General features: G+C 62.7%; 18 protein-coding genes. 5 read left to right on the forward strand and 13 right to left on the reverse strand.

Translation table 11 applies throughout. The annotated features are described in order from the left end of the window. Positions 1 to 2 precede the first annotated feature (2 nt). From GOX88_RS11080 to GOX88_RS11105, 6 genes are all read right to left on the reverse strand, one after another. Complete coding sequence (locus GOX88_RS11080; RefSeq protein ID WP_170401281.1) at positions 3 to 749, reverse strand: SDR family oxidoreductase; 747 nt, start codon at positions 747 to 749, stop codon at positions 3 to 5. A gap of 54 nt (positions 750 to 803) precedes the next feature. Beyond that, positions 804 to 1,223 (reverse strand): alternative ribosome rescue aminoacyl-tRNA hydrolase ArfB, encoded by a 420-nt coding sequence (gene arfB / locus GOX88_RS11085; RefSeq protein WP_170401283.1) that lies wholly within the window; start codon positions 1,221 to 1,223, stop codon positions 804 to 806. Positions 1,224 to 1,487: 264 nt separating this feature from the next. After that, positions 1,488 to 2,132, reverse strand: a complete 645-nt coding sequence (locus tag GOX88_RS11090) for a queuosine precursor transporter (protein WP_170401285.1) — start codon at positions 2,130 to 2,132, stop codon at positions 1,488 to 1,490. 91 nt (positions 2,133 to 2,223) lie between these two features. Further along, on the reverse strand, positions 2,224 to 3,105 hold the full coding sequence (locus tag GOX88_RS11095) for an esterase-like activity of phytase family protein (RefSeq protein WP_170401287.1): 882 nt from the start codon (positions 3,103 to 3,105) through the stop codon (positions 2,224 to 2,226). Beyond that, a complete protein-coding gene (gene mepA, locus GOX88_RS11100; protein ID WP_170401289.1) occupies positions 3,078 to 3,941 on the reverse strand; it encodes a penicillin-insensitive murein endopeptidase in 864 nt (287 codons plus the stop codon). The genes GOX88_RS11095 and mepA overlap by 28 nt, the downstream gene beginning before the upstream one ends. Then, entirely contained in the window at positions 3,938 to 5,305 is a 1,368-nt protein-coding gene (locus GOX88_RS11105) for an MFS transporter (RefSeq protein ID WP_170401291.1), read from the reverse strand. The genes mepA and GOX88_RS11105 overlap by 4 nt, the downstream gene beginning before the upstream one ends. Before the next feature lie 130 nt (positions 5,306 to 5,435). Between GOX88_RS11105 and GOX88_RS11110 the strand changes: the two genes are divergently transcribed. The 3 genes from GOX88_RS11110 to yaaA all read left to right on the forward strand — a co-directional run bounded on the left by GOX88_RS11110 (position 5,436) and on the right by yaaA (position 8,645). After that, positions 5,436 to 5,723: a YggT family protein gene (locus tag GOX88_RS11110; protein ID WP_170329719.1), complete on the forward strand. Its 288-nt coding sequence runs from the start codon at positions 5,436 to 5,438 to the stop codon at positions 5,721 to 5,723. Positions 5,724 to 5,801: 78 nt separating this feature from the next. Beyond that, positions 5,802 to 7,841 (forward strand): DNA helicase RecQ, encoded by a 2,040-nt coding sequence (recQ, locus tag GOX88_RS11115; protein ID WP_170401293.1) that lies wholly within the window; start codon positions 5,802 to 5,804, stop codon positions 7,839 to 7,841. A gap of 33 nt (positions 7,842 to 7,874) precedes the next feature. Next, positions 7,875 to 8,645 (forward strand): peroxide stress protein YaaA, encoded by a 771-nt coding sequence (gene yaaA, locus GOX88_RS11120; RefSeq protein WP_170401295.1) that lies wholly within the window; start codon positions 7,875 to 7,877, stop codon positions 8,643 to 8,645. On the opposite strand, the gene GOX88_RS11125 is transcribed toward yaaA, so the two are convergent. Next, a complete protein-coding gene (locus tag GOX88_RS11125) occupies positions 8,636 to 9,094 on the reverse strand; it encodes a VOC family protein (RefSeq protein ID WP_170401297.1) in 459 nt (152 codons plus the stop codon). The two genes, yaaA and GOX88_RS11125, sit on opposite strands and share 10 nt — an antisense overlap. A gap of 9 nt (positions 9,095 to 9,103) precedes the next feature. Then, entirely contained in the window at positions 9,104 to 11,311 is a 2,208-nt protein-coding gene (locus GOX88_RS11130) for a response regulator (protein WP_170401299.1), read from the reverse strand. A 116-nt stretch (positions 11,312 to 11,427) separates the two neighbouring features. Between GOX88_RS11130 and GOX88_RS11135 the strand changes: the two genes are divergently transcribed. Then, the gene (locus GOX88_RS11135) at positions 11,428 to 12,276 is read left to right on the forward strand and encodes a 2-keto-4-pentenoate hydratase (RefSeq protein WP_170401301.1); all 849 of its coding nucleotides are present in this window, start codon (positions 11,428 to 11,430) and stop codon (positions 12,274 to 12,276) included. Here the strand turns inward: GOX88_RS11135 and GOX88_RS11140 are convergent, their stop codons facing one another. From GOX88_RS11140 to GOX88_RS11155, 4 genes are read right to left on the reverse strand one after another with little or no spacing between them, the layout of a single operon-like run. Beyond that, positions 12,277 to 14,319 carry a hypothetical protein gene (locus GOX88_RS11140; RefSeq protein WP_170401303.1) on the reverse strand — a complete coding sequence of 681 codons (2,043 nt, stop codon included), beginning with the start codon at positions 14,317 to 14,319 and terminating at the stop codon, positions 12,277 to 12,279. After that, the gene (locus GOX88_RS11145) at positions 14,316 to 17,078 is read right to left on the reverse strand and encodes a DUF4159 domain-containing protein (RefSeq protein WP_170401305.1); all 2,763 of its coding nucleotides are present in this window, start codon (positions 17,076 to 17,078) and stop codon (positions 14,316 to 14,318) included. The genes GOX88_RS11140 and GOX88_RS11145 overlap by 4 nt, the downstream gene beginning before the upstream one ends. Beyond that, the gene (locus GOX88_RS11150) at positions 17,075 to 17,950 is read right to left on the reverse strand and encodes a DUF58 domain-containing protein (protein ID WP_170401307.1); all 876 of its coding nucleotides are present in this window, start codon (positions 17,948 to 17,950) and stop codon (positions 17,075 to 17,077) included. The genes GOX88_RS11145 and GOX88_RS11150 overlap by 4 nt, the downstream gene beginning before the upstream one ends. Then, positions 17,947 to 18,954: an AAA family ATPase gene (locus tag GOX88_RS11155; protein WP_170401309.1), complete on the reverse strand. Its 1,008-nt coding sequence runs from the start codon at positions 18,952 to 18,954 to the stop codon at positions 17,947 to 17,949. Before GOX88_RS11155 ends, GOX88_RS11150 begins: the two co-directional genes overlap by 4 nt. Before the next feature lie 64 nt (positions 18,955 to 19,018). Between GOX88_RS11155 and GOX88_RS11160 the strand changes: the two genes are divergently transcribed. Then, a complete protein-coding gene (locus GOX88_RS11160; RefSeq protein WP_170401311.1) occupies positions 19,019 to 19,597 on the forward strand; it encodes a DUF1285 domain-containing protein in 579 nt (192 codons plus the stop codon). Here GOX88_RS11160 and GOX88_RS11165 read toward each other — a convergent pair. Beyond that, positions 19,594 to 20,529, reverse strand: coding sequence for a DMT family transporter (locus GOX88_RS11165; RefSeq protein ID WP_170401313.1), 936 nt, complete (start codon positions 20,527 to 20,529; stop codon positions 19,594 to 19,596). The genes GOX88_RS11160 and GOX88_RS11165 overlap by 4 nt on opposite strands. Positions 20,530 to 20,646: the final 117 nt, after the last annotated feature.

The following is a 20,646-nucleotide window of genomic DNA, read 5'->3' on the forward strand; positions in this document are numbered from 1 at the left end:
CCTCAGATACAGCGGCCACCGTCGACCTCCAAGGCTGCGCCGGTAATCATGCTGGCCTCGTCCGAGCACAGGAAACAGGCCGCGTTGGCCATGTCTTCGGGGGTCGAGAATCGGCCCAGAGGGATGGTCGACAGAAACTTGGCACGCATTTCGGGGGTGTCTTCACCCATGAAGGATTTCAACAGCGGCGTTTCCCCGGCCACCGGGCAGATCGCGTTCACCCGCACGCCAGACGGGGCCAGTTCCACCGCCATGGTCTTGGTTGCGGTGATCATCCAGCCCTTGGAGGCGTTGTACCAGTTCAGGTTGGGGCGCGGCGACAGGCCCGCAGTTGAGGCGACATTCAGGATCGCCCCAGCCCCCCGCGCCTTCATCGCGGGTACAAAAGCACGCGCCGTGAGATAGACAGCCTTCATGTTCACGTTGAAGACACGGTCGAAGTCGTCCTCGGTGACATCCTCAAGCGGTGTAGGCATATGGGTGACGCCGGCATTGTTCACCAGAATGTCCAGATGTCCGAACCGGTCCCGCACGATATCCGCCATCGCCTGAACCGAGGCTGCATCCGCCACGTCCACAATCTGGGCAATCGCGTTGGGTCCCAGTTGCTTGGCCTGAACCTCGGCCGCGTCGCCATTGACATCGGCAATCATCACACGCGCGCCTTCGGACAGGAATTTCTGCGCGATCCCGGCACCAAAGCCCGACGCGCCACCGGTGACGATTGCGGTTTTTCCCTCTAACCTCATGATCTTGCTCTCCCTTGCGGGATCAGACTAGCAAGGCGCGGCGAAACTACCAGATCAATCTTCCGCGATCTTGCCGCGCAGTGCTTTCACGTCCGAGCGCGCCTTTTTCGCCGCCAGCCGCCGCTTGACCGAGCCATAGGTGGGTTTGGTGGCAATCCGCCGCTTGGGTTTGACCAGCGCGCGGGCGATCAGCTCGGCCAGACGGGCGCGCGCAATCTCGCGGTTGCGGGCCTGACTGCGGGTTTCCTCGCACTGGATGATAATCGCGCCATCCTTGGTCCAGCGCCGCCCGGCCAGCCGTTTCAGCCGGTTCTTGACCGGGTCCGGCAACGACGGTGAGCGCGCGGCCTCGAACCGCAGCTCAACCGCGGTCGAGACCTTGTTCACGTTCTGCCCGCCGGGACCGGAGGAGCGGACAAAGCTCTCGGTCATTTCCCAGTCTTGCAGGGCGATATCGTCGGTGATGCGCAACATGGGGTGGACCTTATCCGGCACGGGCAGAAACAAAAAGGGCCGCCCCGGCGGGACGGCCCTTCGAAAGTATAAGGAGGTCGGGTCGGTTAGATCAATCGACCAGCCGGAGCGACTGCTCCGCCAAGGGCTGCCCTAACGGGCGATCCCCCCGGTTGTTCCAACACCTCTCTCCAATCTCTTTCTCGACACTGGATCACCTCCTTTTCTATCTGTTGCGGTTAACCTTGAGCCTGACACAAGATGCGCCATTCTCAAAGCACTTTTTTACGCAGGCTGAGCGGTCAGGCGCGCAACAATCACTTTGAACGGGATCAAGGCGATCAGCGCCAGCGACAGTTTCACCAGCCAGTCAGCGAATGCCAGCGTCACCCACAGCGGCGCCATCGGGCCGGACAGCATGAACGGCACGGGCTCCCACGCCCAGTTGATCGCAGCGTCTGCGTTGGCACCGAAGAAGGTGACCGATGCCGAAAACGCGATGGTGAAAAACAGCGCGGTGTCCAGCGCCGAGCCGACCAGCGTCGAAACCAGCGGCGCGCGCCACCAGCGGCCACCACGCATCGCATTGAACACAGTGACGTCGGTCAGCTGAGCGATCAGGAAAGCAGTGCCCGAGGCCACGGCAATCCGCAGCGGCACGGCGGCATAGGTGAATCCATCGCCCTGCAGCATGATCTGGCTGCCGATCAGCGAGCAGATGATACCGGTGACAAACCCGGCGAACACAACCTTGCGGGCCGGACCCACGCCATAGACGCGGTTCATGATGTCGGTGACCAGAAAGGCCAGCGGATAGGTGAAGGCACCCCACGTCAGCAGCCCGTCAAAGATCAGGAACTGGACCAGGATGTTCGAGGCCACAACAATGGCGGCCATGGCAAGAATGCCGGGAATAAAGCTGCGTTGCATGTTCAGATGCCCGTTTTGACAAGGTAGCGGCGACTTGGCCAAGGGACCGTCCCAAGGCAAGCCGTGCGTTTAGACCTTTGGGGGACCCGAGTCAATCCGGCAGCAGATATTCCACCAGTTCGGTGCGTTGCAGGGCCAGAAAGTTGTCGTCCGAGATCATCGTGGCCCGCAATCGCCCCTGATCGTCGCGCCAGACCGATAGGCCTTCGAGGTTGTCATGTGCGCCGGTGCCGCTGGTGAACAGGGTTTCTTCGGCCTCAGGCCTGTCACCCACAATCTGCCAACGGCGCAGGCGGGTACGGAACCCGGTCAGCGACAGGCTGCGTTCCAGCACATAGAACCGGCCATCGGGACCGAAATCGGCGGATACGGGCAGGAACTTGCCCCGCTGCGGCAGCGCAAAGGGCGTCGACCAGCCCTGCCCGTCCCAGCGATAGACGGGGATGTCGCCCTGCCGGGTGCGGCTTTTCTCGGGCAGGGTATAAAGCTGCCCCCGGTTGTCGATGGCCAGCGCCTCGAACGAGCCGTTCCGGCTCAGGTCTTCAAACGCCTTGGGGCGCGGCAGCACCCGCGCATTGGCATCGGGGGATGTGTAGCGGGCCACGCGATGCAGCCATTCAAATGAGATGTAATAGCTGCCATCCGGCGCGACCGCGATGCCTTCGGAATCCCCCGCGCTGCCTGACAGAATCTGCCCCGTGCTGGACAGAACCGGCCAGTTCCCGGTGATCCGGAGCCCGGTGATCTGATCCCCATCCCGCGCGATGGTTGCGCGGACAAGAACCGCCCGGTCGCTGAGCGCGATCAGCTGACGCCCATTATCCGAGACATGCAGCGCCGAGAACCCACCGAACCACTCGGCCTTATGCCGCCAGGCAAAGCTGTTCAACTGGGCGGCCGTTTTGACCTCGACCGCCCAGACCGATCCGGCCAGCAGAACAGCAATCAGTTGGATTGCAAAACGGCTGTGCATTGCTGAGGCAAATCGGCCAGAACATATTCCCGGCGTTTCTTGGGCGGCGGCGCGTTTGGATCGGGCGGCGGCGGGTTGAGGATATTACGCACCCATTGCTGCGCCTCGGCACAGCCATCCCCCTTGGGCGGCGGGTCCTGGTTGACGCAGCCGCGCGAACCCTTGGGGCATTTCAGGCGCACATGGAAGTGATAGTGATGCCCCCACCACGGCCTGATTTTGCGCAGATAGGCGCGGTTGCCTTTCTCATCCTTGCACATCTGAGCCTTGGCGCCGGGAAAGACGAATATCCGCGCCACGCGCTTGTCCTTGGCGGCCTCGCGCAGCACAGCGTGGTGCTGTTTCGTCCAGTTGCCGTTCACATAGGCCCCGTTGGCGCGGCGCAGGGAAATCGACGAGAGCTTCTCGCGCGCCTTGCGCGACAGCCGCATGTTGTCGCCGGGCAGCATCCAGATATCGATGTCCAGACCCATCTGATGCGACCGATGGCCCGAGGTCATCGGCCCGCCCCGCGGCTGGCTGATATCCCCGATATAGAGACCATTCCACCCGGGCTGCTTGGCCGCAAACCGGCTGAGGTCCTGTACATAGTCGACCGCCTCGGGGTGGCCCCAGTTGCGGTTGCGCGACAGGCGCATGGCCTGCCATGTCGGCCCGGTCTCGGGCAGTTGCACCGACCCGGCGGCACATCCGCGCGAATAACTGCCGAACGCGGCCGGTTTTTGCTGTGAACTTTGCTTTTGCGCTCCGAACAATTGCTTGGCCAAGGGTTGCGCCCCGGCCGTTCCTGCCAATGTCATCGCGGCGATTATTGCCAAAAAACGTAGTAAAATCATCTGCTCTGATCCCCTTCCGGTTTCACCCAGCGCATTAGGAACAGACCCAGAATAAACAACAGAATGATCGGTGACACCCCCAGACGCGCACTGCCCGTGACAGTTGTGGCAATCCCGATCAGCAAGGGCGCGGCAAAGGCGGTGGCGCGGCCGGACAGACCATAAAGACCAAAGCTTTCGACCGGGGCCTTGGGATCGGTATGGCGCACCATCAGGGATCGGCTGGCCGATTGCAGAATGCCCCCCATACCGCCGATCAGCACGCCGCAGCCGAAGAACACCATATCCGGCAGGCCCGATCCTTCAGCCAGCGGGATGCCGTAAATCTGCGTCCGGTCCATCGACACCACGGTGATGCAGACGAAGATCAGCACCCAGATCGCCACCAGAATGACCGGTTTAGGGCCGTATTTCTTGTCCATCTTGCCGCCGACCCAGGCAAAGATCGCCGAGGCCAGAACGCTGACGATCCCGAATATGCCGATCTTGATCAGCCCCCACTCCAGCACCAGCCGCGCATAGACACCGCCGAAACTGTACAACCCGTTCAGCGCGTCGCGATAGAACATGGACGAGCCCAGATAGGTCGCCAGACTGACCCGATGGCGCAGGTCCGAGATCGATTTGCCCAGCAGGCGCAGCGCCTTACCCAGACTGCCCGTTTTATTGCTGTCCGGGTCGTCACGCACCCACAGGAAATAGGGCACCATGAACAGGACGAACCAGCCGGCGGTGAAGGGTCCGACGAACCGCGTACCCTCTTGCATGGCGGCGTCCAGCCCGAACATCGGGGCCATCCCGATCAGCGTCTTGCCGTTGGGCTGTTCGACAAACAGCAACAGCATGATCGCCAGCGAGATCAGCCCGCCAAAGTAACCAAAAGCAAAGCCCGAGCCCGAAATCTCTCCGACCTCGTTGTCATCACCCAGATCGGGCAGTTGCGAGTTGATGAAGATCAGCGCGTATTCCGCACCCACAAAGCCCAGACCAAAGGCCGACAGCATCAGCCACATGTTCGAGCCATCCGGCATCGTGAACCACAGCGCCGCCGAACCCACCGCATACATCACCGAAAAGGCGAATATCCAGGGAATGCGCCGCCCGGACACGTCGGCCATCGCGCCCAAAAGCGGCGCGCCAAAAGCGATGATCAGCCCGGTGATGGTCAGGCAATTGGCCCAAACCGTCTGCGCCCGCGCCGCTGCAGCCTCGGCATCCAAACCGGTGCCCGAGAAATACCCCGCCGCAACCCCGGCGAAATAGGGACCAAAGACAAAAGTGACCAGAAGTGTGTGGTAGGGCTGACTTGCCCAGTCGAAAAACCACCAGCCCCAAATGCGCTTGCGCTTGGAAATCTCTGCCATGACCGCCCCTGATTATCGTTGCGTTCATAAGACGGGCCTTTGTCCTGTTTCGCAAGCGTTCTGTTGGCGCGGGCTTGCTCTTTGATGCGGGGGCGCTTAGGTCTCGTCAAACGTACTAACCGGAGGCCCCATGCTGTCGCTGATCCAAATTCTGCTGCTGATCCTGGACATTGTCTGGTTCATCATTCTGGCCCATGTGATCATGAGCTGGCTGATCAACTTTCAGGTGCTCAACCTGCATCAACAGCTGGTCGCGCAAATCTGGTACGGCCTCAACCGGATATTGGAGCCTATATATGGCCCGATCCGCCGCTTTCTGCCCGCGATGGGCGGGCTGGACCTGACGCCTCTGGTGGTGCTGGTCGGCGTCTACGCGCTGCGGATCATCCTGATCAACAATATGGTCTATTTCGTCTGACCTCTTGTTCACCGAATCTTAGTGTGTGATTGTCCTGTCTTAAGAGCAGATAAACCTTAAAACAGGGCCACCCCGCACATGTTCGACGCCGCGCCTATGCTGCGAGATGTCTTTGGATTCGACGACTTCCGCCCCGGTCAGGAAGAGATCGTCGATGCCGTGACCGCAGGCGAAAACGTGCTGGCGATCATGCCGACCGGAGGTGGTAAATCCCTGTGTTATCAGCTGCCTGCCCTGTTGCGCGACGGGGTAACGGTGGTGATTTCCCCACTGATCGCCTTGATGCGCGATCAAGTGCGCGGACTGCAGGAGGCGGGGGTCGAGGCCGGTGCACTGACCTCGGGCAACACCCCCGAAGAAACCGAGGCCGTGTGGGACGCGCTTGAGGCCGGGCGGCTCAAACTGCTCTACATGGCGCCGGAACGTCTGGCCGCCGGGTCGGCGCTGGGAATGCTGCGGCGGATCAATGTCAGCCTGATCGCCGTAGACGAAGCCCATTGCGTCAGCCAATGGGGCCATGATTTCCGCCCCGACTATCTGCGGATCGGAGAGCTGCGGCGCGCGTTGGGCGTGCCGTTAGCGGCCTTTACCGCCACGGCAGATGCGGAAACGCAGGATGAGATCGTCGAAAAGCTGTTCGACGGCACCGCCCCCCGCAAATTCCTGCGTGGCTTCGACCGGCCCAACATTCACCTTGCCTTTGCCGCCAAGGACGGGCCGCGCAAACAGATTCTCGACTTCGCCGCCGCCCGCAAAACCCAGTCCGGCATCGTCTATTGCGGCACCCGCAACAAGACCGAAGTGCTGGCCCAGGCCCTGCGCGCCGAAGGCCACACCGCCTGCCACTATCATGGCGGGATGGATCCCGAAGATCGCCGTATCGTTGAAACCCGTTTCGCTCGCGAAGACGGGTTGATCGTCGTGGCCACCGTGGCCTTTGGCATGGGCATCGACAAACCCGATATCCGCTGGGTTGCCCACGCTGACCTGCCCAAATCCATCGAAGCCTACTATCAGGAGATCGGCCGTGCGGGTCGCGACGGTGGGCCTGCCGAGACACTTACCCTCTTCGGCCCCGATGACATCCGCCTGCGCCGCTCTCAGATCGACGAGGGGCTGGCCCCGCCCGAACGGCGTATGGCCGATCATGCGCGGCTGAACGCTCTGCTGGGACTGGCCGAGGCGCTGGTGTGCCGCCGTCAGACCCTGCTGGGATATTTCGGTGAACAGGCGCAACCCTGCGGTAAATGCGATCTGTGCGACACCCCGCCCGAGGTGTTCGACGGCACCACCCCGGTCCGCATGGCCCTGTCCGCTATCCTGCGCACCGAGGAATGGTTCGGCGCGGGCCACCTGATCGACATCCTGCTGGGCAACGAAACCGACAAGACCCGCGCCCGCCGTCATGACAGCCTGTCCACCTGGGGCATCGGCAAGGACTGGTCGCGCCCGCAATGGCAAGCGATCTTCCGGCAGATGATGGGTCACGATCTGGTGCGCCCGGATCCCGAACGCCACGGTGCCCTGCGCATGACCGAGGCCGCCAAACCGATCCTGAAAGGCGAAGCACAGATCAACCTGCGCAAGGATACGATCCGAAAGGCCACCCGACGTCCCGCCGTCAAAATGATGGTGTCCGAAGAAGACGCGCCGCTGCTGTCCGCGCTCAAGGCCAAACGCCGCGCGTTGGCAGAAAGCGCGCGCGTTCCGGCCTATGTCATTTTCCCCGATCGCACCCTGATCGAAATGGCCGAAAACCGGCCCGTAACGCTGGATGATATGGCCCGCATCGGCGGCGTTGGCGCCAAAAAGCTGGAACGCTATGGCGATACCTTTCTTGAGGTGATTGCCGGTGCCGTCGAGGCCGTACACCCCGCCCGCCGCAAGCTGGCCGGGCGCGATCAGGGTGAGATTTACGACCGACTGCTTGAGGTTCAATCGCAATTGTCGCGCGGTCCCGACGGGATCGACAAACCGCTGACCTGCTCGGCCTCGCAACTGGCCAAGGTCGCGCAGTTGCGGCCCAACGATCCACGTGGGCTGGAACAGGTTCTGGGCGATCGCCGTCACGAAAGGTTTGGCGCCGCGTTTCTGGACGTGCTGCAACAGGCGGGCTAGATACCCCGGAACAGGCAAGGAACGAGGGCGGATATGCTGGTAGTGATTTCCCCGGCCAAGCGGCTGGACTGGGCAGAACGGGACATTGAGGTCACACAGCCCGATTTTCGGGACGACGCAATCCGGCTTTCGAAAACCGCCCGCAATCTGACGCTGGGCGATCTGAAGAAACTGATGGACCTGAGCGATGATCTCGCGCGTCTGAACCGCGACCGCTATCGCGCCTTTTCCGATAGCCCGGAGGCCGCCGTGACCCGCCCCGCAGCGCTGGCTTTTGCGGGCGACACGTATCAGGGTTTGGAAGCGGCCTCGCTGAACGGGGATGAAATGGAGTGGGCGCAGGACCACCTGCGCATTTTGTCCGGCCTTTATGGCGTGCTGCGCCCTCTGGACGCGATTCAGGCCTATCGGCTTGAGATGGGCAGCAAGCTGAAAACCCGGCGCGGCAAGAACCTGTATGAATACTGGCGCGATCAACTGAGCAAGGCGCTGAACGCGCAAGGGGATCAGATCGGCACGGACGTGCTGGTGAACTGCGCCAGTCAGGAATATTTCGGCGCGGTCGATCCAAAGGCGTTGAAACTGCGGGTGGTCACACCGGTTTTCATGGAAGACAAGGCGGGCACCCCCAAGATCGTCAGCTTCTTTGCCAAGAAGGCCCGCGGTGCGATGGCGCGCTACATCATCCAGCACCGCCTGACCGATCCCAAAGGCCTGCTGGACTTTGACACAGGTGGCTATGAATACCGCCCGGACCTGTCAGAGAACGACAAGCCCGTCTTTGTACGCCCCTATCAGGCCTGATCCAGCATCGACCTGTCATAGGCAACCAGTTCAACCGTATTGCCCTCGGGGTCTTCAGTGAAAATGCCACGCCATCCGATCCAGCCGAACTGCTCAACGCGGTAGGGCTGGTCGATTTCGTCGTACCAGCGCATCACGGCTTCTTGTTCCTCAAACGGCAGGGACAGCGCGATGTGGTGCAGCGACGATCCGACCCCGGTCGCGGGCCTGTCGGCACCGGTCGGGTGCAGCCCGGGGCGCGGGGCAGCCGTATGGTGAAACAGCGCCAGCACCTGCGTGTGGCCACCGAACCCTTCAGCAATGCGAAAGAATGTGATGGCGCTGTTGTGATCTCCGGTCAGGCGTTCCAGTCCGATCACGTTCTCATAGAACGCGACCATCGCGCCCATATCGGCGCAACGAATGGCAATCTCGCCCAATGCGCGAGGGTGAAATCCACGGTTTGACATGGGCTCACGCTAGCTGGCGGTGGCGTCTTCGGCAATGACGGGCAAGGCTTCCTCGGGCTGGTGATCCAGAATCATCTGATGGATTTTCCGTTTCTGCAGGGGCTTGGTTAGATAGTGATCCAGCCCCGCCGACAGGATACCCTGATCATCCCCGGCCATGGCATGCGCGGTCAGCGCAACAATCGGCACATACCGCCCTGTTTCGATCTCGCGCCGCCGAATCTCTGCCGTGGCCTGTTTGCCATCCATTTTGGGCATCGAGATATCCATGAAAATCAGGTCCGGATCGAAGTCCTGATGCTTGTCCACTGCCTCAACCCCGTTGCCCGCGAATTGCAGATCGATGTTCAGGTCTTTGACCATCTTTTGCAGGATCAACTGATTGGTCCGGTTGTCCTCGGCCGCCAGCACGCGCATCTGCCGTTGGCGTTCGCTGGGCTGCACAGGCGGGGTTTCCGGTGCCTCCGGTTCCGAATCCGGCCCGGCAGAGATCCGCCCCAGCGTGGTCAGCCGCGAATACAGCTCGGCCCGGGGGATGGGCTTCTGCAACACCCCTTCGATCAAGTGACGGGCCGGGTCGGCGTGGATGACGCCGGGATTGGCCGACATCACCACAACCGGCAAATCACCCCACCCCCTGTCCTTGAGAGTGGTCGCCAGCTCCAGCCCGTCCATGTCCGGCAGATCGTGATCGCACAGCAGCAGATCGACGCTGTCATCGACGGCGGCCAGCGCCTCCCCCCCCGAGGCGCAAACGGTGACCCGAGACCCCAGCCGCCCCAACTGTTTTGAAAGAATGGCGCGGTTCACGGCCTGATCCTCGACCACGATCACATGGCGCAAGCGATCCGCCAGATCGGGCGGCAAGGGTTGCGGGCCTTCGGCCGTGGGCAGCGAAACCCGGAACCCGAAACACGACCCCTGCCCTGGCTCACTTTCCACCCAGACCGTGCCGCCCATCAGTGTCACCAGCCGCCTGGTGATGGCCAGCCCCAGCCCGGTGCCCTCGTATTCGCGGTTCTTCTCGTCTTCGACCTGATTGAATTCGCCGAAGATATGCCCGATCTTGTCGGCCTCGATCCCGATGCCGGTATCCTCGATCGCGACGTGGATATCACAGGTTTTCGTGTCTGAATTCGGCACCCCGGTCACACGGATCAATACATGTCCCTCGGACGTGAACTTGACCGCGTTGCCCACCAGATTGGTCAGCACCTGCCGCACGCGGCCGGGGTCGCCCACAAACAGGGTCGGCAGGAACAGGTCATAGTCGACCAGCAACGACAGTCCCTTGTCGCGCACGCTGGGCTGCAACAGCATCGCGACCTCAAGGATACAGCGTTCGAAATCGAACTGTTCGGGGTGCAGGATCAGCTTGTCAGCTTCGATCTTCGAATAATCCAGCACGTCGTTGATGATCACCAGCAACGCCTCGCCCGAGTTGCGGATGGTGTTCAGATACAGGCGCTGTTCCTCGTCCAGCGGAGTTTCCGACAGCAGTTCCGTCATCCCGACAATGCCGTTCATCGGCGTCCTGATCTCATGGCTCATATTGGCCAGAAAGGCGGATTTGGCCCGGTTCGCGGCCTCGGCCCGTTCGCGGGCTGTGTTCAACTCGGCCTCATGCCGGACCGAGGCGGTGATGTTCAGGCCCAGACTGACCACGTCGCCGCCATTGCCGCGCTGGTCGATCATCTTGAAATACTCACCATTCCACAGCTTGATCACTACCGGTTCGGGATGTGGTCGTGCCCAGCGTTCCAGCATTCTGGCCTGCCAATCCGCCGCCTTCTCTGCCCCGGTATCGATCAGCCCCTCATCGGTCAGAATCTCGAGGATACGCGCATATGTGATGCCGGGCTCAACCTCATCCAGCCCGTCAAACAGGCTGAAATAGGTCGCATTGGCCCCGAGCAGCCGGTCTTGGTGGTCAAAAAACGCAAAGCCGTCCTGAATGGTCTGCATCGAATGCCAAAGCCGGCGCTCGGCCACTTCGATCTTGGCATTGGCCTCGGTCAGGTCGGATTTGACCTTTTCATTCTCATCCCGGACGGTTTCAACCTCGGCCTGGGTTTCGCCGATGCGTTTGGTCAGCGCCATCGCATGCAGGCCCAGCTTGCGATTGGCTGCCGAAAGTTCGGCCTGTTTCATCGCCAGAAGACGCTCGGCCGCCAGCCGGGCGCGCCGTTCCTGTGCCAGTTTGTTTGCAAGACTCATCTTTGGTGATCCCGGACCGTTGCATGACCAGCATCCGGACAGAGCGTGAAAAAGTGTTTAAGCCGTTGCCGGAGCCGCGCACCCCGTGCCAGAGTTTCGAAAACCGGAGGTCCGCCATGCGCTTTACTCTCGCCACATCGGTACTTTGTTTTCTTGCCTCAATCGCATCGGCGCAGGCCGATTGCGCCACGGATGCGCAGGTGGATCAATACGTGCAGGACTATCTGGCCAACACGCCCACGCCCGCCCTGTCTGCGGCGGGCAGCATCGAGGACGCGTTGTGCACCCAGACCAAGATTGTGTCTGCGTTAGAGCCACATATGGGGCCGGTCATCGGCTACAAGGCAGGCCTGACCAGCGCCCCTGCGCAAGAACGGTTCGGCGCCTCCGAGCCGGTTCAGGGTGTCCTGTTCCGCGATATGATGCTGGAGGACGGGGCAACGGCGCCGATCACATGGGGCGCCCGTCCGGTGTTCGAGGCCGATCTGGTTCTGGTCGTCGGGGATACGGGCATCAATCAGGCCACGACACCCGCCGAGGTCATGCAGAATATCTCGGCCATCCGCCCTTTCATCGAAGTGCCTGATCTGACCTTGGCCGAGGGCGAACCGATCACCCCTGTAACCCTGACCGCCATCGCGGTTGCACCGAAACTGGGCGTGTTAGGCTCTGAAATCCCCGTTTCTGATTCTGACGCGATGACGCAGGCGCTGGCAGACATGACCGTTACGCTCAGCGCCGCGGATGGAGAGGTTCTGGCGCAGGCCCCTGGCGCGGCGGTTCTCGGGCACCCGGCGAATGCCGCCTTGTGGCTGATATCCAAAGGGATCGAGTTCCAACCCGGCGACCTGATCTCGGTCGGGTCCTTCGGGCCGCTTGTGCCGCCTGCCAAGGGCAAGGGTGGGGCAACGGCCACCTATACCGGATTGCCCGGTGACCCATCGGTCAGCGTGGTGTTCGAATAATCAGCGCCGCCCCTCGCGCAGCCAGCCAGCCAGAAGGAACCCTCCGGCCAGGACCAGGACCAGCCACGGTGGCAGCAAACCGGCCTGTGTGACGTCGCGCGTCTCATAGGCGTTGCGCGGGGTCAGGCCGATCCAACCGCGACCCGAGGCCGGACGCCCGGCGCGGACATTGCGGATTGACGGCAACCCGTCCTCCAACCGCATCGCACCGCCGCGCAGCTCGTCCAGCACAGGTTCCAGAACCTCACTGGTGGCAATGGTGCGTTCGAACTCCTTCGGCGCGGCGGGACCGAGACCGATCACCGCCATCTGTTCGCCTTCCTGCAGGCGATAAAGGCCGATCTCGGGGCCATAATACAGCGCCTCGAACCGGCCCGGAGACACTTCGTCCAGCGTGATCTCAAGCGTTTCGCCATTGGGAAGAGTGATGGTCACAGGCCCGACCTCATCTTCCAGCGTCTGGCGGATGATGCGCATGACCTGCCCGTTGGCCTCGGCCCACAGGGCTTCTTCCTCCAGCTCGGGCTCTTTCATCATCCAATGGGCCAGACGACGCAGCAGTTCCAGCTGCGGGCCGCCGCCCTCGAACCCCCGGCTCCACAGCCAGGCGTGGTCCGAGGCCAGCAGCGCCACGCGCCCTTCGCCCACACGGTCCAACACCAGCAGCGGGCGTTCATCCACGCCGGTCATCAACAGCTCGCCAGTGCGGTGGTTCACGTCGATCTGACGCAGCCACGCGCCCCAATCCTCGGAATCGCCCAGATTGGTCGTCACCGGATGGCGATGGCCCAGATCGGTGACCATGGGCACAAAGCGTTCTTCGATCACCCGCGCCGTGGGCTGCGCCGGCAGGATGGGCGCCAGAGGTGAGCGGAAGATACTGTCGGCGCTGGCGAAATCCGGCCCGGCGGCAATCAGCACCGCGCCGCCTTCGTTGATATAGTTGGTGACGTTGTCCAGATAGATCGCAGGCAGGATGCCGCGTCGCTTGTAGCGGTCAAAGATGATCAGGTCGAAATCGTTGATCTTTTCCAGAAACAGCTCGCGCGTCGGGAAGGCGATCAGCGAGAGTTCGTCCACCGGTACACCGTCCTGTTTCTCGGGCGGGCGCAGGATGGTGAAATGCACCAGATCGACCGAGCTGTCGGATTTCAGCAGGTTGCGCCAGGTCCGCCCGCCGGGGTGCGGCTCGCCCGAGACCAGCAGCACCCGCAACCGGTCGCGCACGCCGTTCATCTGGATCAGCGCGGTGTTGTTGCGGTCGGTCAGTTCGCCTTCGGCCTGCGGCACGGTGAATTGGATGACATTGCGGCCGCCATGGGGCAGCGTGATCGGCAGTTCAACATCAATGCCGATGGGGATGTTCAACCGCTCGGGCTCGGCCCCATCGACCGACAGCTCAAGCGGCGCCGTCGCAGCGCCCGCAGGCGCGGCCCCGCTGTCCTCGATCCGCAGGGTCAGGGTCACGGGTTCACCGATGATGGCAAAGGCGGGGGCGTTGCGAACAATCAGGCGGCGGTCCCAGTCGCTGTCGCGCCCGGTCTGCAGCAGGTGCAGCGGCGCGGGCAACTCAGGCGCCTGATCGACGTCATGCACGATGCCGTCCGACACCACCAGAATACCCGCGATCCGGGCGCGCGGTTCCTCGGCCAGCGCCTCGTTCAGCGCGGCCATGACCTGCGTACCTTCGTCACCGTTGCCGTCACCCACCTTGATCCGGCGCAATTCGGTGTTGTCGCGGGAGTCGATCTCGGCAGCCAGATCCTCAGCCGCCTGCGCAGTCTGCTCGGCCCGGTCCGAGAGCGTCTGGCTGGCGCTTTCATCCTCGATCATCAGCACGATGTCGGTCAGCGGTGCGCGGTCTTCGACCTGATAAACCGGCCCCGCCAGCGCGGCGATCACAACCAAAGCCGCCAACCCGCGCAAGGCCCAGCCGGACAGACCGCGCCACAAGGCCAAAAGAACGCCAGCAATCGCAATCGCGGCAACAGCGGCCAGAACGGGCCACGGGATCAGCGGATCGAATATGACGGTTCCGGTCATTGTCCCAACCTGTCCAATAGCGCAGGCACGTGAACCTGATCGGATTTATAGTTCCCGGTCAGCACATGCATCACCAAATTGACACCAAAGCGATTGGCCAGCTCGCGCTGACGCTCGCCCGCGTAACCGCGCCCCACCGGCAGCAGCGCCTGACCGTTGCGATCCACCGCCCAGGCCGAAGCCCAGTCGTTACCGCCAATCACCACCGGGGTCACGTTGTCGTTGAGATTGCGAAACGGCATCCCTTCGATCTGTTCCGCATCCAGCGGCGCGGCCTCGACCCAGACCTCGGTGCCCGCATAGCGGCCCGGGAAGTCCTGAAGCAGATAGAACGCACGCGTTAGCACGTGATCACGCGGAACAGGCTCTAACGAGGGGATATTCAGCGGCCCGGCCAGTTGCTGCAACTTGCGCCCGTTTGGGCTGGCGGCACCGAACCGCGCCACATCCGCATCCCGCGTGTCGAACAGAATCATTCCGCCCGAGCGCAGATAGGCGTTGAGCTTGGCATAGGCCTCGACCGAGGGCTGCGGCTGGTCCGGTGTGATTGGCCAATAAAGCAGCGGGAAAAACGCCAGCTCATCGCGTTCCAGATCGACCCCGATGGGTTCGATCGGCTCCACCGAAGTCCGATAGAACAGCGTTTGCGACAGGCCGCGCATCCCCGCGCGTGCCACGTCGTCGACCTGCGCGTTGCCGGTCAGCACATGGGCGAGCACCAGTTCCTGCGTGGCGTTCAGGGCAAACTCGGTCTCTTCCGGCGTCTGCGCCTGCACGTCGGGCACCAGCAGCACCGCACCCAGCGCAACCGCCGCCGCTTTGGCCAGACCAAGGCGGCCTGACAAGGCCAGCGAGGCAATCACGTCCACGGTCAGCAGCAGCAGCGCAAGGCTGAGCAGCATACCCCCGATGGGCTTCTCATTGGTCACCTCCTGCCCCTTGATCGGCACATCCGAGGGCCAGGTCAGCGGGTTCAGCACCGTATCCTCTGACAGGACATTCAACGCCAGCTTCTGCTTGCCGCTTTCATACAGACCAGGCTGCAAGTCCGGGCCGATTGCGCCCGCGAGCAATTCGGTCCCTTCCACCCCGCCAAGGTTACCTGCATCCGACAAGGTGCCGAACCCGTCCATGACCTGTATCGGCTCCCACGTGGTGCCCTGCAGTTGAGCCTCCTGCCGGGATTTGGCCGCCGAAGCCACGGCCAGACGATCCAACATTTCAACGAACAGGCCAGACAGCGGCAGGCTGGACCATTCCGCATCCGCGGTCACGTGGAACAGCACCACCTGCCCCAAGCCCAGCGCCTTGCGCGTGACCAGAGGCGTGCCGTCCGACAGCGACGCAATGACACGATCTGCCAGATTAGGGTCTGGTTGCGCCATGACCTGCGTGGTGACCGTGACATCGTCGGGCACCTGCAAACCGTAGAAAGGCGAGTTTTCCGGGAAAGGTGCCAGCCCCTTGGCCTCGCCCCAGCTCATCGCGCCGCCGACCGAGCGGCCACCGCTGCGCAGGCGGACGGGCAGCAGGGTGTCCTCGGCGTCTCGGCCCATATCACTGGCGGCCATGCGCGGCCCGGCAAAACGCAGCAGCAACCCACCCTGTTCCACCCACTCGACCAGAGCGGCCTGTTCACCATCGGACAGTTTCGCCACATCGGCCAGAACGATCACATCCGGGTTGGCGGGCAGAACCTCGAGCAACCCGCCTTCGACAAAATCCGCCGTCGGTTTCAGAACCTGCGTCAGGTAATGCAACGGCGAGAGCAGCTCCAGCCCCTCGCGGTTCAGGGCTCCGGCGATCAGGGCGACCTCGCGCCGACGCAAGCTGTCATCAGTCAGCGTCACCGCACCGGCCGAACGCTGGCCTTGGATCTCGAACCGGGTGATCCGGGCGCGCAGTTCGGATGGCAGGGCCAGATTCACCTGCGCCAGGGTTTCTCCGCCGGGGAATTCCATCTCGGCCGATTGCAGAACACGCATCGCACCGGCCGGATCGCGGCCCTGCGCCAGCACCGTGATACGGTCGGCTGGCCCCGGCACCGCGCGTTGGGCGGTCAACTGGATCACACCGTCCTGATAGGCGGCAGGCAGGATCGCAACCACAGGTGCCTTGGATTGATACACCGTCACCGCACCCCGCGCCTGTACCGCCGCCAGAATCCGGTCATGGCCGCCATAGGCCACACGGTCACTGAACCAATGGGTATCAAACCCTCCGTCCAGTTGATCCAGCGCAGCCAGCGCCTGATCAATCTGCGTTTCGGTGGGCTGCCACGGAGTTGGCGTTAGGCCCGGCAGCCGACCGCGCCATGCCTCAGCCGCCTGAAACACCGGCGTTTCGGGTTCGGTCAGGCGCAGGATGGCCACGGTGCGCCCCGCCCGCCCGGCCTCGGACAGTTGCACGTCGATCTGATCCAGCGTCGACGACCACCGCGTCGCCCCCGCCCAGCTGGCATCCAGAACCAGCAAGAGCGGCCCCGTCCCGGTTTCATCCCGCGAGGGGTTCAGGACCGGACCGGCCAGCCCGATGATGATCGCTGCCGCCGCCAACATCCGCAGCAACATCAACCACCACGGGGTGCGGTCCGAGACGCTTTCGTCATCCTTCAGCCCCAGCAGCAGCGTCACCGCCGGGAACAGGCGGCGGATCGGGGCAGGCGGCACCGCGCGCAGGATCAGCCACAGGATCGGCAGGGTCAGCAGACCCAGCAGCACCCATGGGGCGGTAAAGCCGATGCCCGCCAGAACCGTCATCGCGTTCCCCCGTCCAAGGCCCGATAAAGCCACAACAGAGCCGCTTGCGCACTGTCACCGGTATGGTGCAGGCCCAGCTGCCAACCGGTCGCGCGACACAGCTGCGTCAGCGCATCTTTGCGTTTGGCGAGGCGTTCCAAATAGCGGTCGCGCAAATCCCCGGCCTTGAGGGTTTCATGCCGGACCGAGCCGCCAACGCTTTCAAAGATCGTCCGACCGCGATAGGGAAAGGTCTCTTCGCCCGGATCGAGAACTTGCAGCAGCACGCCCCGCACGCCCCGGTCGGCGGCTTTGGTCAAGGCCAGTTCGACCTCATCCAAGGGGCCAAGGAAATCGGAAATGAACACGGCACGGGCGTGCGGGATCATGGCGCGGTGTTCAGGCGGGGTATAGTCGGTGTCGGAATCCTCGGACCAGGCCTGCGCCAGACGGATGACCTGCGCATTGCCGCGCCGAGGCGGCAAAGTGGTGCCGGTCAGGCCGACCCGCTCGCCACCACGCACCAGCAGGATGGCTGTGGACAGGCCCAGCAGCCGCGCGCGGTCAGCCTTGGTGGGCAGAGACTTGTCCGACGCAAACTGCATCGACGCGCCCTGATCGACCCACAGCATCACCGACTGCGCAATCTGCCATTCGCGTTCGCGTACAAACTGCTGATCCCCGCGGGCCGAACGCCTGTGGTCGATCATCCGGCGGCTATCGCCGATCTGCGCCGGGCGGTATTGCCAGAAATCATCGCCAAGGCCCGAACGTCTGCGCCCGTGATCCCCCAGCAGCACCGTTCCGGCTAGATGTTCGGCCCGCGCCAAAAGGGGCGGCAGCCGGGACGCCTCGGCCTCGGATCTTTCGCGAAGGGTCAGCGCGGCATTCACGCCGCAGCCTCGGTGCGGATCAGGCCGGCCGCGGTCGCGTCGATCAGATCGGCCAGACTGTCACCCCGTGCCCGCGCCGCGAAGTTCAGCGCCATCCGGTGGCTGAGCACCGGGCGCGCCATGTCCAGCACGTCCTCGGCATTGGGGGCCAGCCGTCCTTGCAGCATCGCCCGTGCCCGCACCGTCATCATCAGCGCCTGCGCAGCGCGGGGACCGGGGCCCCAGGCGACGGTTTCGGCCACCCGTTCGGACACGCCTGCCTCTTCAGGACGGAAGGCGCGGACCAGATCGAGGATCAGTTCCACAACCGAATCCCCCACCGGCATCCGGCGCAGCAAGACCTGTGCGGCCAACAATTCCTCTTTGGTGAAAATCTCGTGCGCGTTTTCTTCTTCGACGCCCGTGGTCGCCAACAGGATATCGCGCTCGGTCTGACGATCCGGGTAGTCCACGTCGATCTGCACCAGAAAACGGTCCAGCTGCGCTTCGGGCAGCGGATAGGTGCCCTCTTGCTCAATCGGGTTCTGCGTGGCCAGCACGTGGAACGGCTCACCCAGCGAGCGGTCCTCACCCGCCACGGTCACGGTGCGTTCCTGCATCGCCTGCAACAGCGCCGACTGAGTCCGCGGGCTGGCGCGGTTGATCTCATCTGCCATCAGCAACTGACAGAAGATCGGGCCGGAGATGAACCGGAAATGGCGGCTGCCGTCATCGGCGGTGTCCAGAACCTCGGACCCCAGAATATCGGCAGGCATCAGGTCGGGCGTGAACTGGATACGGTTGCCATGCAGGCCCATCACGGTCGAAAGCGTCTCAACCAGCCGTGTCTTGCCCAGACCTGGCAAACCGATCAACAAAGCGTGACCACCGCACAACAGCGCAGTCAGGGTCAGATCCACGACCCTTTCCTGCCCGATAAAGCGGCGGGTGATCGAGGATTTGGCCTCTTGCAGCTTGATTTCCAGCGCTTCGATCTCGGACACGAGGTCGGCAGGTTCGGTCATGACTTTCCCTTCCGTGGACTATTATGATTGAAGTGTATCGCGCTGAGAGGAAATGGCAAAAGCAATGAGCGGACAAAAACCTGTGACACCTTCACCTGATGGCCTGGCCGCATCAGTCAAAGCAGCCAAAACCAAGGGATTGCCCCCCGTTCACCTGTGGAATCCTCCGTTTTGCGGCGATCTGGACATCCGGATCGCAAAAGATGGCTCTTGGAGTTATTTAGGCTCGCCCATCAACCGGTTCGAGCTTGTGAAGCTTTTTTCTTCAATTCTTAAGAAAGAAGATGGGAAATACTTTCTGGTGACTCCGGTCGAAAAGGTGGGAATCACGGTCGAGGATGCCCCCTTTGTGGCCGTCGATTTCGACATTCAGGGCGAAGGTGAGGCACAAAACCTGAGTTTCGCCACCCATGTCGGCGACACGGCGGTGGCCGGGCCGGACCATCCGATCCGCATTGTCATCGATCCCGAAACAGATGAGCCATCACCCTATATATTGGTTCGCGCGAACCTTGAGGCGCGGATTGACCGCAAAAGCTTCTATCGCCTCGTGGACATCGCCGAACACAGCGGCGACTGGTTCGGTGTCTGGTCCGGCGGGCAGTTTTTCCCCCTGATCAAATCCGACGACCTGCCGGGTTAAGCGAAGCTCGCGACCTTCCGGTCCTGCGCCAGCACAACCGCCATCGCCACGATCCCCGCGCCCAGTGCGCGGGTCCAGTTCCACTCTTCCCCCAGCACCAGCATGATGAGCATCACGTAAAACGGCGCGATGTTGATGTGGAACGAGGCCAGCGCCACGCCCAGCCGCCCCACGGACGAGATGAACAGAACCTGACTCACCCCCATCGCCACCAACGCGTAGATCCCCAACATACCGACCTGCTGACCATCGATCGGTGCGGTCGGCATGACCTCCATCCCCATTTGCCCGGCAACGAAGAACAGCAGCAGCGCCGAAACCAGCGCGCCCGTAAAAGTAATGGTGCTGCGCCCGGTCTGACTGAGTTCGGGAAAATCGCGTGCGGTCGCCATACAGGCCCAGCAGAACAAGCCGGTGGACGCGATGGCGCAGGCCGCCCCCAGCCCCAGTTGCGCCGGCGCCACAGCGCTGGTGGCGATCACGCCGCCAATGATCGAAACAATCACGCCCAGGGCAAAGTTCCACCGCAACCGCCGCGTTCCCGTCGCCAGCTCAATCAGTGTCGCAAACAACGGCGCACATGAAGCGATGATCGCTACAGTCACCGGATCGGTCATCTTTTGCGCCAGTATGAGCAGGAACATACCCGCACCCAGCATTCCGCCGACAAACAACGCATGCCCCCAGCGCGCCCGCGACACACGGTCCGACCCATCGATCAGGAACCAGATCGGCAGCATGACCGCCACCGCCACCGCCAGCCGTGCGGCAAGCAACGCGACCGGAGGCCAGCTCTGCAGCAAAACCTCAGCCGCCGGGAACCCGGCCGCCCATGTCAGCATCGAAGCAACGGCCAAACCATTGCCGGACAAAGCTGAATTGCCGCCACCGGACACAGAGAGAGTGTTCCCGCGCGCGGGGTCAGGGCTCATTGCCATGGGGTTCATACCTTCTGTTGGCACGGCGCCGTTGAAATGATTCGCCGTATTATTCGGAACGTCCCTGATTTGCGCGGGGCGTTCTGGCCGATTTTCGACAATCTGTCGTTT

Origin of the sequence: Ruegeria arenilitoris, assembly GCF_013030985.1 — a bacterium.
Lineage (GTDB): Bacteria > Pseudomonadota > Alphaproteobacteria > Rhodobacterales > Rhodobacteraceae > Ruegeria > Ruegeria arenilitoris_B.

Coding starts and splice junctions, on each gene's coding strand:
- GOX88_RS11145 (WP_170401305.1), bottom strand. CDS start 17,078: ATGACGGTTCTGGCGGGCATCGGCTTTACCGCCCCATGGGTGCTGCTG.
- GOX88_RS11155 (WP_170401309.1), bottom strand. CDS start 18,954: ATGACCGAACCTGCCGACCTCGTGTCCGAGATCGAAGCGCTGGAAATC.
- GOX88_RS11090 (WP_170401285.1), bottom strand. CDS start 2,132: ATGCAACGCAGCTTTATTCCCGGCATTCTTGCCATGGCCGCCATTGTT.
- mepA (WP_170401289.1), bottom strand. CDS start 3,941: ATGATTTTACTACGTTTTTTGGCAATAATCGCCGCGATGACATTGGCA.
- GOX88_RS11105 (WP_170401291.1), bottom strand. CDS start 5,305: ATGGCAGAGATTTCCAAGCGCAAGCGCATTTGGGGCTGGTGGTTTTTC.
- GOX88_RS11130 (WP_170401299.1), bottom strand. CDS start 11,311: ATGAGTCTTGCAAACAAACTGGCACAGGAACGGCGCGCCCGGCTGGCG.
- GOX88_RS11110 (WP_170329719.1), top strand. CDS start 5,436: ATGCTGTCGCTGATCCAAATTCTGCTGCTGATCCTGGACATTGTCTGG.
- recQ (WP_170401293.1), top strand. CDS start 5,802: ATGTTCGACGCCGCGCCTATGCTGCGAGATGTCTTTGGATTCGACGAC.
- GOX88_RS11160 (WP_170401311.1), top strand. CDS start 19,019: ATGAGCGGACAAAAACCTGTGACACCTTCACCTGATGGCCTGGCCGCA.
- GOX88_RS11095 (WP_170401287.1), bottom strand. CDS start 3,105: ATGCACAGCCGTTTTGCAATCCAACTGATTGCTGTTCTGCTGGCCGGA.
- arfB (WP_170401283.1), bottom strand. CDS start 1,223: ATGTTGCGCATCACCGACGATATCGCCCTGCAAGACTGGGAAATGACC.
- GOX88_RS11125 (WP_170401297.1), bottom strand. CDS start 9,094: ATGTCAAACCGTGGATTTCACCCTCGCGCATTGGGCGAGATTGCCATT.
- GOX88_RS11135 (WP_170401301.1), top strand. CDS start 11,428: ATGCGCTTTACTCTCGCCACATCGGTACTTTGTTTTCTTGCCTCAATC.
- GOX88_RS11165 (WP_170401313.1), bottom strand. CDS start 20,529: ATGAGCCCTGACCCCGCGCGCGGGAACACTCTCTCTGTGTCCGGTGGC.
- GOX88_RS11140 (WP_170401303.1), bottom strand. CDS start 14,319: ATGACCGGAACCGTCATATTCGATCCGCTGATCCCGTGGCCCGTTCTG.
- GOX88_RS11080 (WP_170401281.1), bottom strand. CDS start 749: ATGAGGTTAGAGGGAAAAACCGCAATCGTCACCGGTGGCGCGTCGGGC.
- yaaA (WP_170401295.1), top strand. CDS start 7,875: ATGCTGGTAGTGATTTCCCCGGCCAAGCGGCTGGACTGGGCAGAACGG.